13 protein-coding genes and 2 pseudogenes are annotated in these 13887 nt (G+C 70.1%); 11 read left to right on the forward strand and 4 right to left on the reverse strand.

Features of this window, described 5'->3' with window-relative positions:
* The 3 genes and pseudogenes from ACWELQ_RS18560 to ruvB form a co-directional block, all read left to right on the forward strand.
* Positions 1-208, forward strand: a pseudogene (locus ACWELQ_RS18560) (hypothetical protein); the annotation flags it as partial.
* Positions 205-810 (forward strand): Holliday junction branch migration protein RuvA, encoded by a 606-nt coding sequence (ruvA, locus tag ACWELQ_RS18565; RefSeq protein ID WP_452398280.1) that lies wholly within the window; start codon positions 205-207, stop codon positions 808-810. The pseudogene ACWELQ_RS18560 and the gene ruvA, both read left to right, overlap by 4 nt.
* Positions 811-816: 6 nt before the next feature.
* Positions 817-1923, forward strand: coding sequence for a Holliday junction branch migration DNA helicase RuvB (ruvB, locus tag ACWELQ_RS18570; protein ID WP_452398281.1), 1107 nt, complete (start codon positions 817-819; stop codon positions 1921-1923).
* A 21-nt stretch (positions 1924-1944) separates the two neighbouring features.
* Here the strand turns inward: ruvB and ACWELQ_RS18575 are convergent, their stop codons facing one another.
* Entirely contained in the window at positions 1945-2913 is a 969-nt protein-coding gene (locus ACWELQ_RS18575; protein WP_452398282.1) for an NADP-dependent oxidoreductase, read from the reverse strand.
* A 70-nt stretch (positions 2914-2983) separates the two neighbouring features.
* On the opposite strand from ACWELQ_RS18575, the gene ACWELQ_RS18580 reads away from it, so the two are divergent.
* Entirely contained in the window at positions 2984-3976 is a 993-nt protein-coding gene (locus ACWELQ_RS18580) for a GlxA family transcriptional regulator (RefSeq protein WP_452398283.1), read from the forward strand.
* Here ACWELQ_RS18580 and ACWELQ_RS18585 read toward each other — a convergent pair.
* Positions 3963-4652, reverse strand: a complete 690-nt coding sequence (locus ACWELQ_RS18585) for a FadR/GntR family transcriptional regulator (protein WP_452398284.1) — start codon at positions 4650-4652, stop codon at positions 3963-3965. The two genes, ACWELQ_RS18580 and ACWELQ_RS18585, sit on opposite strands and share 14 nt — an antisense overlap.
* Before the next feature lie 157 nt (positions 4653-4809).
* Between ACWELQ_RS18585 and ACWELQ_RS18590 the strand changes: the two genes are divergently transcribed.
* Both ACWELQ_RS18590 and ACWELQ_RS18595 read left to right on the forward strand, forming a co-directional pair.
* Positions 4810-5949 carry an acetamidase/formamidase family protein gene (locus ACWELQ_RS18590; RefSeq protein ID WP_452398285.1) on the forward strand — a complete coding sequence of 380 codons (1140 nt, stop codon included), beginning with the start codon at positions 4810-4812 and terminating at the stop codon, positions 5947-5949.
* Complete coding sequence (locus tag ACWELQ_RS18595) at positions 5949-7124, forward strand: amidase family protein (RefSeq protein WP_452398286.1); 1176 nt, start codon at positions 5949-5951, stop codon at positions 7122-7124. The genes ACWELQ_RS18590 and ACWELQ_RS18595 overlap by 1 nt, the downstream gene beginning before the upstream one ends.
* Here ACWELQ_RS18595 and ACWELQ_RS18600 read toward each other — a convergent pair.
* The gene (locus ACWELQ_RS18600) at positions 7117-8367 is read right to left on the reverse strand and encodes an amidohydrolase family protein (protein WP_452398287.1); all 1251 of its coding nucleotides are present in this window, start codon (positions 8365-8367) and stop codon (positions 7117-7119) included. The two genes, ACWELQ_RS18595 and ACWELQ_RS18600, sit on opposite strands and share 8 nt — an antisense overlap.
* An 80-nt stretch (positions 8368-8447) precedes the next feature.
* The gene (locus tag ACWELQ_RS18605) at positions 8448-9119 is read right to left on the reverse strand and encodes a GntR family transcriptional regulator (RefSeq protein ID WP_452398288.1); all 672 of its coding nucleotides are present in this window, start codon (positions 9117-9119) and stop codon (positions 8448-8450) included.
* 190 nt (positions 9120-9309) lie between these two features.
* Here ACWELQ_RS18605 and ACWELQ_RS18610 point away from each other — a divergent pair, with 190 nt between their 5' ends.
* The 5 genes and pseudogenes from ACWELQ_RS18610 to ACWELQ_RS18630 all read left to right on the forward strand — a co-directional run.
* Complete coding sequence (locus ACWELQ_RS18610) at positions 9310-10053, forward strand: sulfite exporter TauE/SafE family protein (RefSeq protein WP_452398289.1); 744 nt, start codon at positions 9310-9312, stop codon at positions 10051-10053.
* Between the two features lie 34 nt (positions 10054-10087).
* Positions 10088-11278 carry an amidohydrolase gene (locus tag ACWELQ_RS18615; RefSeq protein WP_452398290.1) on the forward strand — a complete coding sequence of 397 codons (1191 nt, stop codon included), beginning with the start codon at positions 10088-10090 and terminating at the stop codon, positions 11276-11278.
* 68 nt (positions 11279-11346) lie between these two features.
* A complete protein-coding gene (locus ACWELQ_RS18620) occupies positions 11347-12192 on the forward strand; it encodes an ABC transporter ATP-binding protein (protein ID WP_452398291.1) in 846 nt (281 codons plus the stop codon).
* A complete protein-coding gene (locus ACWELQ_RS18625; RefSeq protein WP_452398292.1) occupies positions 12189-13058 on the forward strand; it encodes an ABC transporter permease in 870 nt (289 codons plus the stop codon). Before ACWELQ_RS18620 ends, ACWELQ_RS18625 begins: the two co-directional genes overlap by 4 nt.
* A 46-nt stretch (positions 13059-13104) precedes the next feature.
* A pseudogene (locus ACWELQ_RS18630) lies at positions 13105-13887 on the forward strand (ABC transporter substrate-binding protein); the annotation flags it as partial.

The following is a 13887-nucleotide window of genomic DNA, read 5'->3' on the forward strand; positions in this document are numbered from 1 at the left end:
TGCGCGCCGACGCCGACCCGGACCGCTTCACCCGGACCCTGGCCGCCGCGCTGGCGGGTCAGCGTTGGCCATCTGCCATTGCTGGCGCGCGCCCATGCTGGAACGCATGGCCAAGGCGGAGGCGTTGGCCGAACGGCAGCGAAAACTGTACGAGGAACGACTGGCCCAGCAGCGTGGTGCACAAGGACGGAAGGCGGTAACGCGGTGATCGCGTCGGTACGCGGCGAGGTTCTCGAGATCGGGCTCGACCATGTGGTCATCGAGGCCGCCGGAGTCGGCTACCGGCTCAACGCCACTCCCGCCACGCTATCGGGGTTGACCCGCGGCGAGGACGCCCGGCTCTACACGACCATGATCGTGCGCGAAGACTCGATGACGCTCTTCGGTTTCGGCGACACCGAGGCCCGCGAACTGTTCGTGCTGTTGCAGACCGTGTCCGGGGTCGGACCGAAGCTGGCCATGGCCGTGCTCGCCGTCCTGGAACCCGAAGCGCTGCGCAAGGCGCTGGCCGAATCGAACGTGGCCGCCCTCACCCGGGTGCCCGGTGTCGGCAAGCGCGGCGCGGAACGCATGGTCGTGGAACTGCGCGACAAGGTGAATCTGGTTCCGGTGCAATCGGGTCCGCCGGGATCCGGCGCGGCCCCCGCCGTCACCCCCGTGCGCGATCAGGTGGTGGACGCGCTCATCGGGCTCGGCTTCCCGGCCCGCCAGGCCGAGGGCGCGGTCGACGCCGTGCTGGTCGACGATCCCGGACTGGGCACCTCGCAGGCGCTGCGCACCGCGCTCGGGCTGCTGGGCAAGAACCGGTAGACCGCCATGAGCGACGATTTCGACGACTTCCCGGCCGAGGACTACGACGACGAATCCGCCGTCACCGCAAGCTATCTGCAGTCCGACGGCGAGATCGAGGCCAGCCTGCGCCCGAAGTCCCTCGACGACTTCATCGGCCAGCCGCGCGTGCGCGAACAGCTGGCCCTGGTGCTGCGCGGCGCGAAACTGCGCGGCGGCACCCCCGACCACGTCTTGCTCTCGGGCCCACCGGGTCTGGGCAAGACGAGTATGGCGATGATCATCGCCGGGGAACTGGGGACCGCGCTGCGACTGACCTCCGGCCCCGCGCTGGAGCGCGCCGGTGATCTGGCCGCCATGCTCAGCAATCTGGTCGAGGGCGATGTGCTGTTCATCGACGAGATCCACCGCATGGCCCGGCCCGCCGAGGAAATGCTGTACCTGGCCATGGAGGACTTCCGCGTCGACGTGGTCGTCGGCAAAGGGCCGGGGGCGACCTCGATTCCCCTCGACATCGCCCCGTTCACGCTGGTGGGCGCGACAACTCGGTCCGGTGCGCTCACCGGCCCGCTGCGTGACCGCTTCGGTTTCACCGGCCACATGGACTTCTACGAGCCGGGCGAACTGAAACTGATCCTGGAGCGTTCGGCCCGGATCCTCGGCGTCCGGCTGGAATCCGATGCCGCCGCCGAGATCGCGGGCCGCTCCCGGGGCACGCCCCGCATCGCCAACCGCCTGCTGCGCCGCGTCCGCGACTACGCGGAGGTCAAGGCCGACGGCCTGGTCACCACCGATATCGCGCATGCGGCGCTGGCGGTGTACGACGTGGACGTGCTCGGCCTCGACCGGCTCGACCGGGCCGTGCTCGGCGCGCTGATCCGCAGCTTCAACGGTGGCCCCGTGGGTGTTTCGACCCTCGCGGTCGCGGTGGGTGAGGAGGCCGCCACGGTGGAGGAAGTGTGCGAACCCTTCCTCGTGCGTGCCGGTCTGGTGGCCCGCACCCCGCGCGGCCGCGTCGCCACCGCGGCCGCCTGGGAGCATCTGGGCCTGGTCCCGCCCCCGGACCTGGTCTTCGGATCCATCGAGGTGCGGCCCCGCGAACCGCAACTGGACCTGGATCTGTTCGAGCGGTAGACGATTCGGTCGCTCGAGGAATCAGTCGACCGTGAGCACGAGCTTGCCGACCGTGCGGCCGGTGTCGCCCAGGGCGTGCGCCTTGGCGGCATCGGACAACGGGAACGTGCCCGCGATGGTCGGGCGCAGCGCACCGGATTCCGCCAGCGCGCGCAGCGCGTTCATGCCCGCGTGGTCGGCCTCGACCAGCAGCGAGACGCCGCGAACACCGAGTCGCGCTGCCGCGTCCCGCAATTCGCCGCCGACGCCGCCGCGGATCGCGACCACGATGCCGCCCGGGCGAAGCGTGTCCAGCGAGCGGATGGCGTGCGCCTCGTCGATCGGGTCGAGCGCCATGTCGATGTCACGCACTGTCCCGGTGACGTCCACCGCGTGGTAGTCGATGACCTCGTCGACGCCGATCGAGCGCAGGAACTCGTGATTGGCCGCGCTGGACGTGCCGATGACGTACGCGCCCAGGGATTTGGCGATCTGGACCGCGAAGTGCCCGACCCCGCCCGCCGCGGCATGGATCAGAACCCGCTGTCCGGCTTGCACATTCGCGGTGTCCACGATCGCCTGGTAGGCGGTCAGCGCGGCCAGCGGGATGGCGGCGGCCTGGGTGTGGTCGAGGTTGGCGGGCTTGCGGGCGAAGGCGCGGGCGGTGACCGTGACGTACTCAGCGGCCGCGCCGTGCCCGTGCGGATAGGGCAGCATGCCGAAGACCTCGTCGCCGGGCTGGAACAGGGTGACGCCGACGCCGGTGGCGACCACCTCGCCGGAGACATCCCAGCCGAGCACGTAGGGCGGGTCCGGCAGGAACAGGCCCTTCAACGCGCGATGCTTCCAGTCGGTGGGGTTGAGCGCCGTCGCGCGCACGCGCACCAGGATCTCGCTCGGACCCGGTTGCGGCACCGGCAGTTCCACCTCGTGCAGTACCTCGGGGCCGCCGAGGACTTCTTGACGGATGGCCTTCATGGTGGTGGGGATGACGATGTCCTTGTCGCTCATGCCCTCCAGCCTGCCGTCGCCGCGACCCCCGGAAAATGGCAAGATCGCCATTATTCGATAGGATCGTGCCATGCAGTGTGAGGCCATCCCCGAGAACGCGCCCCCGCCGCACCGCGTCGTGGTGCTGGCCCTCGACGGCGTCTATCCCTTCGAGCTCGGCATCCCCAACCGCGTGTTCGGCACCGCCGACGGCCGCTACGAGGTCCGCACCTGCTCGCTCGACGGCCGTCCGGTCCGCAGCAGCTCCGACTTCGACATCGCCGTCGCCCACGACGCGAGCATCCTGAAAACCGCCGACACCGTGGTGATTCCACCGTGCGACGTGCTGCCGATCCTGGAAAACGGCCTCCCACAAGAAGTATCGGACGTGGTGACGTCGCTGCGCCCCGGCACCCGGCTGGTGTCCATCTGCACCGGCGCGATCGTGGTCGCCGCCGCGGGGCTGCTCGACGATCGGCGCGCCACCACCCACTGGAACTTCTCCGACCAGTTCCGGCGGCGTTTCCCGAAGATCCAGGTCGATCCGAACGTCCTCTACGTCGACGACGGCGACATCCTCACCTCCGCGGGGGCCACCGCCGGAGTCGACCTGTGCCTGCACCTGATTCGCAACGATCACGGCAGCGAGGTCGCCAATATGGTCGCCCGCCGCTGCGTCGTCCCGCCCTGGCGGGAAGGCGGTCAGGCGCAGTTCATCGAGCAGCCGGTGCCGCCCCCGCCCGCCGCGGGCACCGCCGACGCCCGCCAGTGGGCCCTCGAAAACCTGCATCAACCCCTGACCATGTCCGACCTGGCCGAACAGGCCCGCATGAGCGGCCGCACCTTCGCCCGCCGCTTCCGCGACGAAGTGGGAATGAGCCCGGGGCGCTGGCTGATTCAGCAGCGTGTCTTCCGCGCCCGCGAATTACTGGAATCCACCGAGCTTTCCGTGGACCGGATCGCCGGGGAGGTCGGATTCGCCACCGGCGCTTCGCTGCGTCAGCATCTGCACGAGGCCATCGGGGTGTCGCCGCTGGTCTACCGGCGCACCTTCCGCACCGGCGCGGCCCTCAGCGCGCACTGACCTCGCGGACCTCCCGCAGATGCTGTTGCATCGCGGCCGCCGCGGCGGGCCCGTCATGTCGGGCCACGGCCGCGAAGATCCGCTGATGGCCCTCGAGGGAGAGCCTGCGCGCGGGGCGGGTGCGATGCGACAGTGTCCGGGTGTTGCGGGTCCACTCGGTGGTCATCGCGCACAGCGTCACCAGCAGCGGGTTCTGGGCGGCGTGCGCGAGCAGGGTGTGGAATTCGATGTCGAGGCGCAGTGAGGCGGCGGGGGTGAGGGTTTCGCTGGAGCGGCTCAGCACCCGGTCCAGCGACAGCAGATTGGAGTCCACCGCGCGCACCGCCGCCAGGTGGGCGATCCGCGGCTCGACGAGATCCCGCAATTCGACGGCATGGCCGAGTTCGATGTCCAGTGCACCCAGCCCGTCGGTCAGATGACCCGCGTGCCGGGCGGTGTCGGTCACGGTGCTGCCGCGGCCCTGCCGCCGTTCGATGAGCTGCTTGGATTCCAGCTCGAACATGGCCTGCCGCAACGAGGATCGCGACACGTTCATCGACGCGGCCAGTTCCCGTTCGGGCGGCAGCCGATCCCCGGCCCGCAGCTCCCCGCGGGTGATCAGTCCCTCCAGATGCGCCGCGACCTCCGCGCTGACGCTGCGTACCCGCCGGCGCAGCGGCGGAATCGAGGCGGTCATCGCCTCACCTTAAATCCGTTCGTATGCAGGCTATTTCGCGCAGGTAAAGCGCCAGTTACGTTCGGTTTCCGACGCTGCCACCGACCGTTCGCCTGACTTATGGTCCTCACATCGGATGGTCCGACCAATTGCGGTCGGGGTAGGAGAGTGAGAGATCGTGACGTCGATCGTGCGGGAATTCGCCCCCGCGTTTGCGGTGCTGCAACCGAACGAGGGGATCGGCGGCGACGCCTACCTCCCGGCGGACCCGGCGGCGGTGCTGTGGGGCAGGCTGCCGCGCATCGGCGACCGGCCGGTGGCCACCGTCGAATCGGGCGGCAGCATCGTGGTCGACACCGTCAGTCACGAAGGGATTCTCGACGACCAAGGTTCGGATCCACGCGCCTACTTCGGCCGTTTCGGCGTGGACGGCGATCAGGTGCTGGCCGACGCGATCGAGGTGGCGGGCACCCGCCGCCGCGATTCCCTGGCCGGACCGCACATCGTCACCGGGCCGATCGCGGTGCCGGGCGCGCGACCGGGCGATCTGCTGGCCGTCCGCATCGACGAGCTGACCATGCGCGCCCCTTACGGGGTGGTCTCCACCCGGCACGCGCGCGGCGTACTGGCGCATCGGCTCGGCTTCGACGGCAACTACGGGCAGTTCTGCGCCGTGGAATCGCGCGACGGCGCCTGGTTCGGCACCATGCCGCTGCACCCGGACGCCCTGCGGCAGGCCAGTTTTCCGCTGCACCCGTTCCTCGGCATCATCGGCGTCGCCACCGATACCGACACCCGCCTGAACTCGGTCCCGCCCGGTCTGCACGGCGGCAATATCGACATTCGTCGTCTCACGGCGGGCGCGACCCTGTTCCTGCCGGTGCAGGTCCCCGACGCCCTGCTCTACATCGGCGATCCGCATTTCGCGCAGGGCAACGGCGAGGTGGCGCTGACCGCCCTGGAAGCGCCGCTGCGGGCGCGCCTGACCGTCGACGTGATCCCGGCCGCGGAGGTCAGCGCCGGATTGGGCCGGACCGTCGGGCCGTTCGCGGCCGCGCACGGGCTGCTCATCCCTACCGGGCTGGACGAGAATCTGAACCGGGCGCTGGAGGTGTGTGTCCGCAACGCCATCGAACTGGTGGTCTCGTTGTTCGACGCCGATCCGCAGCAGGCGTACCTGTACCTCAGCGCCGCAGCCGATTTCAACATCTCCCAGGCGGTGGATCAGGTCCGTGGGGTGCACGGCGAGGTGCGGATCGCCGACTTCGCCCACCACGCCGGGACCGAGCTGGCCAAACGTGTGCTCGAGCGTGCCTGATGACGGCGGCGCACGACAATCACAGCGAGACGGTGCCGTTCGACGAGCGAGTGTGGCGGGAGTGGGGCACGCCGCTGGTGCCCGCCACGGGGGAGGGGGCGCTCGACGGTGAGACCGTCGCGGTGAAGGACCTCTACAGCGTGGCCGGATTCCCGCTCGGCGCAGGGGTTCCCGACTATCTCGGGCCACCACGGCCCGCGCACGCGGACGTAGTGGCGCGATTGCTGGCGGCGGGGGCCGAGATCACCGGCATCGCGCACACCGACGAATTCGCCTACAGCATCACCGGAGGCAACGGCCGCTACGGCATGCCGGTGAATCCGGCTGCGCCGCAGCGGATTCCGGGCGGGTCGTCGAGCGGATCGGCGGTCGCGGTGGCCAGCGGCGCGGTCACGATCGGATTGGGCACGGACACGGCGGGATCGATTCGAGTACCGGCCGCCTACCAAGGGCTGTGGGGAATCCGGACCACGCACGGCTGTCTCCCCACGACGGGCGTCGTGCCGCTGGCTCCCTCATTCGACACCGTCGGCTGGCTGACCCGCGACCCGGCGACACTGCGGCGGGTGGCCGAATGCCTGCTCCCCGCAACCGGATCGGCCGCCGCCGAGCTGATCGTCGACCCGAACCTCTGCGCGGTCGCCGACGACGAGCTGGCGGCCGCGACCCGCGCCACCGCAGGGCGCTGGGGTGCCGAGCAGGCGGATCTATCCCTCGATCTCGACGCCTGCTTCACCGCGTTTCGCACCGTGCAGGCTTTCGAAGCCTGGAGCAACCACGGCGACTGGATCACCGCACACCCCGGTGCACTGGAACCCGAAGTGGCACAGCGGCTCCTGTTCGCCTCGACCGTCACGCGCGACCACGCGGAGGAATCCCGCGGCGTACTCGCACAGGCCGCCACCGCGCTGCGGACGGTCCTGGCCGGACGCATCCTGGTCCTGCCGAGCACGGCCACCCCGCCACCGCCCCGCACCGCGCTGCTGGGAACACTCGAATCCGGTCGCACCCGAACCCTGCACCTGACGTGCCTGGCGGCCATCGCCGGTGCGCCCGCGATCAGCATGCCGCGGCCACCGATGCACGGTCTGCCGCACGGCCTCTGCGTGATCGGCGCGCCCGGCACCGATCACGCGCTCATCGAGGCGGCGATCGCGCTCGGCGCGGCTACCTGACCAGTTCCTGGGTTCGACTGGTGCGCGCGGTGATCCGTCCGGCCTTGAACACGTAGTTGCGTTCGGGCCGGTCGATCAGCGCGTCCGCGACCCGTTCGGTCGACAGCACCACCAGATCCGCCATCGCGCCCACCCGGATCCCGTACCGGTCGGCGATCCCGATGTTGCGTGCCGCTTCGGTGGTGGCCATGCCCAGCACCCGGCCGAGATCCTCCGGACCCGACAGGTGCGAGGTCTGCGCCAGGAACAGGCCGATATCCAGCAGATCGGCATTCCCATAGGGCGTGAACGCGTTTCGAATGTTGTTGGAGGAATACGCGGTGGTCACACCCGCCTCCCACAGCTCCCGGATCGGCGCGATCCCGCGCCGCACATTCGTGGTGTCGCCGCGCCCGCCCAGGTGCATATCGGTGGCGGGCAACGGCACCACCGAGATCCCCGCCGCCGCCAGCCGCTCGATGGTCCGCCCGCGTTCGGCGGGGCTGCGCCCGGCCAGCGAGGTCATGTGCCCCAGCGTCACTCGCCCGCACCGACCCGTGCGCTCGGTGACCTCGGCGATGTAGTCCGCCATCGTGTAGCGCGGGTCGCTGCCGTCATCGGCGAAGTCGGCGTGGATATCGAGCGGCACGTCGAATTCGACGGCCAGCTCGAAGAGGAGATCGATGTGGCGGCGGCAATCCCGCACGGTCTCCTCGTTGTACGAGCAGCCGCCCAGCACGTCCGCGCCCGCGTGCAGGCTCTCCCGCAGCAGCTCCAGGGTGCCGGGCGCGCGCAGGATGCCCTCCTGCGGAAACGCGACGATCTGCAGGTCGAGCCGGTCGCGGTACTCGGCTTGCAGGTCCAGCAGCGCGGTCACGCCCCGCAGTCCCACGATCGGATCGACATCCGGATGCGCGCGAATCGCGGTGGTGCCGTTGGCGATCGCCATGTCGAGCACGCGGCGCGCGCGGTCGCGGATGGCGGCGACGGTGAACCCGCGTTTGAGCTCGGCGGTCACGCTGATGGCCCCGGCAAGGGTGCCGTCGGGATTGGCCTTCTCCGAGTCCAGCAGCGCCTTGTCCAGGTGCACATGGGATTCGATCAGGCCGGGAATGACCACCCGTCCCGCGCAATCGATCTCGCGCGTCCCCCGATCGGGGAGCGCGGGCGCGATGGCGGTGATGACACCGTCGGCGACCGCGATATCCACCAGCTCCGCATCATCGGCGATGCGCGCGGCCCGCAGCACCAGATCCACCGTCATGACAACCTCCCGCAACGCACTGATCCCGTTTGTATACGAGAGCCGTGTTTCGTTCCGGCACGAGAATTGCTGCGCCGATGTTACGAACCGGGCTGTCGCGCACCGTCTTCGGCGCGCTGCCGGAACCGGTAGGCCGACGCGGCGTGCGCGATGTGGGTGGCGACCACCGCCGCCGCCCGCTCCGGATCGCCCGCCTGCAGCGCCGCGCAGATCTCCTCGTGCTCGCGCCACGAATCGCCCGCCCGCCGGGGCAGCTCCACCGCGTACACCCAGGCGATCTTCCAGCTCAGCTGCGTGATCAGTTGCGCGAGCAGGGTACTGCCCGACGCCTCGGCGAGCACCTCGTGAAAGCGGCTGTTGAGCCGCGCCAGCTCCTCCAGCCGTCCCGCGCGCACGGCCTCCTGCCCGAGCGCGGTGAGCTCCTTGAGCCGCCCGAGCTGTTCAGGCGTGCGCCGCAGCGCCGCCCGCGACGCGCACAACGGTTCCAGCCGCGCCCGGATCTCGAGCAGATCGGCCGCCTCCTCCTCGGTGAGCGCGGCCACGAAAACCCCGGCGTAGGGCCGTGACGAGGCGAAACCCTCGGCCTCGAGGGTACGCAACGCCTCCCGGACCGGCACCCGCGAGACGCCGTAGCGCTCCGCGATCGCCTCCTCGGTCAACCGCTGCCCCGGGCTGTAGATGCCACCGATGATGTCGTCACGAACGGCGCGGCACAGCTGCTGCGGTGTCAAGCGCCCGGCGGTGCTGGTCACAACGTCCTCATCATCCGGTGATCGGCAGAACAGAGATTTGCATACGATCCATCGTCACCCCCGCCGACGGCCTCCCGCAAATCTACTGCACCAGCAGCGCACCGGCGGGTTGGCTTGTCTCACCCCGGTTTCGGCTCGCTGACCTGCGTCAGGTTGTATACGATGCGCGCATTCCGCTCGGAAGGATTCCATGGATCTCGCGCACCTCGTGCTGCTGTCCGCCGCCGGTTTCGGCGCGGGCGTCTGCAATGCCATCGCCGGCGGCGGCAGCCTGCTGTCGTTTCCCGCCCTGCTGGCCACCGGCCTGCCTCCGGTCACGGCGACGGTCACCAACTCGGTCTCGGTCTGGCCGGGCTACCTCGGCGGGGCCGCCGCGTTGCGAAAACGCTTGGACGAGCATCGAACTCTGGTCCCGGGGCTGATCCTGACCGGTGTGGCCGGTGCCGCGGGCGGCGTGGTGGCGCTGCTGGCCGCGCCGCCCAAGGTCTTCGCGGCGATCGTGCCCTATCTGATCCTCGCCGCCACCCTGCTGTTCGCGGCCCAGCCCGCCGTGTCCCGCGCACTGTCCGCCCGCGGCGGCGCTTCGCGAGCCCGGCTGTTCGCCGGAGTCTTCCTCGGCGCGGCGTACGGCGCGTACTTCAACGGCGGCATGGGCATCGTGCTGCTGACCGCCCTCGCGCTGGGCATCGACGCCTCGATCACCGGCCTCAACGGGCTGAAAAGCCTGCTGACCCTGACGGTCTCGACCACCGCCATGCTCGCCGTCGCCCTTTTCGGCCCCGTGCAATGGCAGGCGGTCGCCGTCCTCGCACCCGCCTGCCTGCTCGGCGGCGTCGCCGGTGCGCGCATCGCGGACCGCCTGCGGCCCGGCGTCTTCCGCGCCGTCGTCATCGTCTTCGGCCTCGGCGCCGGAACCGCCATGCTGCTGTCCTGACCCGCTCACCCCTTCGACCACGGTGGTATCTCCCATGAACGATCTCTTGCTGACCGGCGGCCGCCCCTGGACCCCCGGCGCCCCGGTTGTCCCCGCCGACATCCTGATTCGCGATGGCCGCATCGCCGCTATCGGTCCCGCGCTGAGCGCCGACGGCGTCGACGCGGTGGATCTGGCCGGGGCCCTGGTGTTCCCGGGCCTCGTCGACGCCCACTGCCATCTCGACAAGACGATGTACGGCGGCCCGTGGGTCCCCAATACCGGCGGCCGCACCCTGGCCGGTCGCATCGCCAACGGTGAGGGCCGCCGCGACGAACTCGGTCTGCCCAGCGCCGACTACGCCGCGAACCTGCTGGCGGCCATGGTGTCCGGCGGCACCGCGCACGTCCGCAGCCACGTCGACATCGACCCGGAGGTGGGGTTGCGCGGCGTCGACGCCGTCCGCGCGGCCGCCGCCCGGCACGCGGGCCGCGTCGATGTCCAACTGGTCGCCTTCCCGCAGGGCGGCCTGCTGAGCAGGCCCGGGACCGCCGAACTTCTGGAAGCCGCACTCGCCGAGGGCGTCGAGGCGATCGGTGGCCTCGATCCGGCGGGCGTCGACGGCGACCCCACCGGTCAGCTCGACCTGCTGTTCACCCTCGCCGAGAAATACGGCACCCACATCGACATCCACCTGCACGACCGCGGCGCGCTCGGGGCCTGGCAGTTCGACCTGATCGCCGCGCGCACCCGCTCGACGGGCCTGTCCGGCCGCGTCACGATCAGCCACGCCTACGCCATGGGCGAGCTGCCCGCCGACGAGCAACGCCGCATCGCCGAAAACCTTGCCGAGGCAGGCGTTTCCCTGATCACCTGCGCCGTCGGCGACGCGCCCGTGGTCCCCGTCCGCACGATGGACGCGGCCGGAGCCCGCCTCGCCCTCGGCAACGACGGCATCCGCGACCTGTGGACCCCCTACGGCGACGGCGACATGCTGCGCCGCGTCATGCAGGTCGCCTTCCGTGATCGCCTGGTCGCGGATCCGGAGATCGAGCTGGCCCTGTACGCCGCAACCTACGGCGGCGCGGCGGTGCTCGGCGTCGAGGACTACGGACTCGCTCCCGGTCGCGTCGCCGACCTGTTCGCCGTGTCGGCCGAAACGCCCGCTGCCGCCGTCGTTTCGGTGCCGCCGCGCGCCCTCGTGGTCAAGCGCGGCCGCGTGGTGGCGGGCCTCCTGGCCGAATGATCGTATACGAAACAAGGGCGTAATCGCATGGACCGCATCCGGCAATGAGCCGCCGATACAACTGTGACATGCGCACCACCCCATCGACACCCAGCAAAGGCCAAGGCCCGGACGGGAATACGGAGCCCGCCGCGGGCGGCAACGTATACACCGGCCCGGCCCTGGACTTTCACCAGGTCGGTCTGACCTTCGAGAACGGCACCCACGCTCTCGACGGCATCGACATCGCCATCCGCCCCGGCGAATTCGTCTCCCTGGTCGGACCGTCGGGCTGCGGCAAGTCCACCCTGCTGCGCCTGGCCGCCGGATTCGAGAAGCCCAGCAGCGGAACGGTTTCCGTCGCGACCACCAAGGTCGGCTACGTGTTCCAGGAGGCGACCCTGCTGCCGTGGCGGTCGGTGCTGCGCAATGTCGAACTGCCCGCCGAACTCGCGGGCGCGGACAAGCGGGCCCGCCGGGCGGCCGCCCGCGAGGCGCTCGGCCTGGTGGGCCTGACCGGGTTCGAGAACCACAAGCCCGCACAGCTTTCCGGCGGCATGCGCATGCGCACCTCCATCGCCCGGGCCCTGACCGGCGCGCCGGAGCTGTTCCTGTTCGACGAGCCGTTCGGGGCGCTCGACGAGATCACCCGCCAGCGCCTCAACGAGGAGGTCGGTGATCTGTACCGGCGGACCGGATTCACCGGCGTCTTCGTCACGCATTCGGTGGCCGAGGCGGTCTTCATGTCCACCCGGGTCGTCGTCTTGACCGGCCGCCCCGGCCGGGTGGCCGCCGATATCGCTGTGCCCCTGGAGTTTCCGCGCACACCGGAATCGCGCTACACCCCCGAGTTCGGCGCGGTCGCCGCGGAGGTCTCCGCCGCCCTGCACGACGCCGAACGCGGCCTGCCCGCGGTCCGGGGGCGAGCCGCATGACCGCCGTCGCTCCCAACGCTCTCGTCACCTCCGAGGCGACCACCGCGTCCGCCCGCGCCCCGCGAAAACTGCGCTGGCCCTTCGCCACCGCCCCGATCCGGATCATCGCGCCCGCCTTGGTGTTCGCGTTCGTGATGGCCGCCTGGAGTCTGGCCAGCCATGTCCTGATCCCCGCCGAATCCCGGTTCCTGCTGCCCCCACCGGAATCGGTGATCTCCAAGGGTCTGCTGGACACCGCCACCCGCACCGAGATCCTCTCGGCGCTCGGCTCCACCGTGCAGATCGCCCTGGTCGGCCTCGTCATCGCGATGGTGGTGGGTGTCGGCTTCGCGGTCCTCATGAGCCAGGCGAAGTGGGCGGAGTATTCGCTGTACCCGTATGCGGTGATCCTGCAGACGATTCCGGTGCTGGCGGTCGTGCCGCTGTTCGGCTTCTGGTTCGGCTACGAGTTCGGCAGCCGGGTGATCGTGTGCGTCATGGTGTCGCTGTTCCCGGTCATCACCAACACGCTGTTCGGCCTGAAGTCCGTGCAGCCCGCCGAGCACGACCTGTTCACCCTGCACGGCGCGACCCGGTGGCAACGACTGCTGAAACTGCAACTCCCCGCGGCGCTTCCGGCGATGATCTCCGGCTTCAAGATCTCGGCCGGAATGGCCGTCATCGGCTCCATCGTCGCCGACTTCTTCTTCCGCCAGGGCGATCCCGGCATCGGCCGCATGATCGACGTCTACCGGCAGCGCCTGGCCACCGAGGAACTGCTCACCGCGCTGCTGCTGTCCTCCCTGGTCGGGCTGATCCTGTTCTGGATCTTCGACTTCCTGGCCGGCCGTGTGGACCGCGCGCACGGCAAGCGCGCCACCAAATAGCCGAACCCCCACTGTTACACCCTGTTTCGACCCCCTAGGAATGCTCGTGAAGAAACGTGTCCTCGCCACTGCCGCCCTCGTCGGCAGTGTCCTGCTCACCGCCGCCTGCGGTGGCGGCGCCACCACGCCCAAGCCCACCGGCCAAGGTGCGCTCGCCGGTATCTGCCCGGCCACCATTGTCATCCAGACGGACTGGTACGCCACGCCCGAGCGGGCCGCCGCCTACCAGCTGGTCGGCCCCAACGGCACCGTCGACGCCAAGAAGGGCGCGTACTCCGGGCCGCTCGGCGACACCGGCGTGAATGTGGAAGTGCGCCTGGGCGGTCCGTTCCTCGGCGGCCAGCCCGTGCCCGCCCAGATGTACCAGGACAACTCGATCACCCTGGGCCTGGTGCCCACCGACGAGCAGGTCCGCGCCAAGGCCAAGTTCCCGCTCACCGGCGTGTTCGCCTCACTGAACAAGAACCCGCAGATCGTGATGTGGGACCCCGCCACGTACACGGTCAACTCGTGGAAGGACATTCCCGCCACGAATGCCCCGATCCTGTACTCCGAGGGCAAGATCTACATGGACTACCTGATCGCCAACGGGTACGTGAAGAAGGAACAGGCCGACGCCTCCTACGACGGCACGCCCAGCCGCTTCGTGGCCGAGCACGGCCGGGTCATGCAGCAGGCGTACGTGTCCAATGAGCCCTACCGCTGGGAACACGACGTCAAGGGCTGGCAGAAGCCCACCGGCCACCTGCTGGTCGCCGATGCCGGATACGACACCGGCGAAGTAGTTGGCATTGAAGTCAAGGCCGCCTCCACAGTGGGCCCGGACGAT

It is taken from the genome of Nocardia sp. NPDC004722 (assembly GCF_053601505.1).

Bases quoted from the DNA above. Each gene is read 5' to 3' on its own strand.
- ruvB (WP_452398281.1), top strand. From the start codon at position 817: ATGAGCGACGATTTCGACGACTTCCCGGCCGAGGACTACGACGACGAA.
- ACWELQ_RS18595 (WP_452398286.1), top strand. From the start codon at position 5,949: ATGACGGCGGCGCACGACAATCACAGCGAGACGGTGCCGTTCGACGAG.
- ACWELQ_RS18615 (WP_452398290.1), top strand. From the start codon at position 10,088: ATGAACGATCTCTTGCTGACCGGCGGCCGCCCCTGGACCCCCGGCGCC.
- ACWELQ_RS18600 (WP_452398287.1), bottom strand. From the start codon at position 8,367: ATGACGGTGGATCTGGTGCTGCGGGCCGCGCGCATCGCCGATGATGCG.
- ACWELQ_RS18620 (WP_452398291.1), top strand. From the start codon at position 11,347: ATGCGCACCACCCCATCGACACCCAGCAAAGGCCAAGGCCCGGACGGG.
- ACWELQ_RS18585 (WP_452398284.1), bottom strand. From the start codon at position 4,652: ATGACCGCCTCGATTCCGCCGCTGCGCCGGCGGGTACGCAGCGTCAGC.
- ACWELQ_RS18610 (WP_452398289.1), top strand. From the start codon at position 9,310: ATGGATCTCGCGCACCTCGTGCTGCTGTCCGCCGCCGGTTTCGGCGCG.
- ACWELQ_RS18575 (WP_452398282.1), bottom strand. From the start codon at position 2,913: ATGAGCGACAAGGACATCGTCATCCCCACCACCATGAAGGCCATCCGT.
- ACWELQ_RS18625 (WP_452398292.1), top strand. From the start codon at position 12,189: ATGACCGCCGTCGCTCCCAACGCTCTCGTCACCTCCGAGGCGACCACC.
- ACWELQ_RS18580 (WP_452398283.1), top strand. From the start codon at position 2,984: ATGCAGTGTGAGGCCATCCCCGAGAACGCGCCCCCGCCGCACCGCGTC.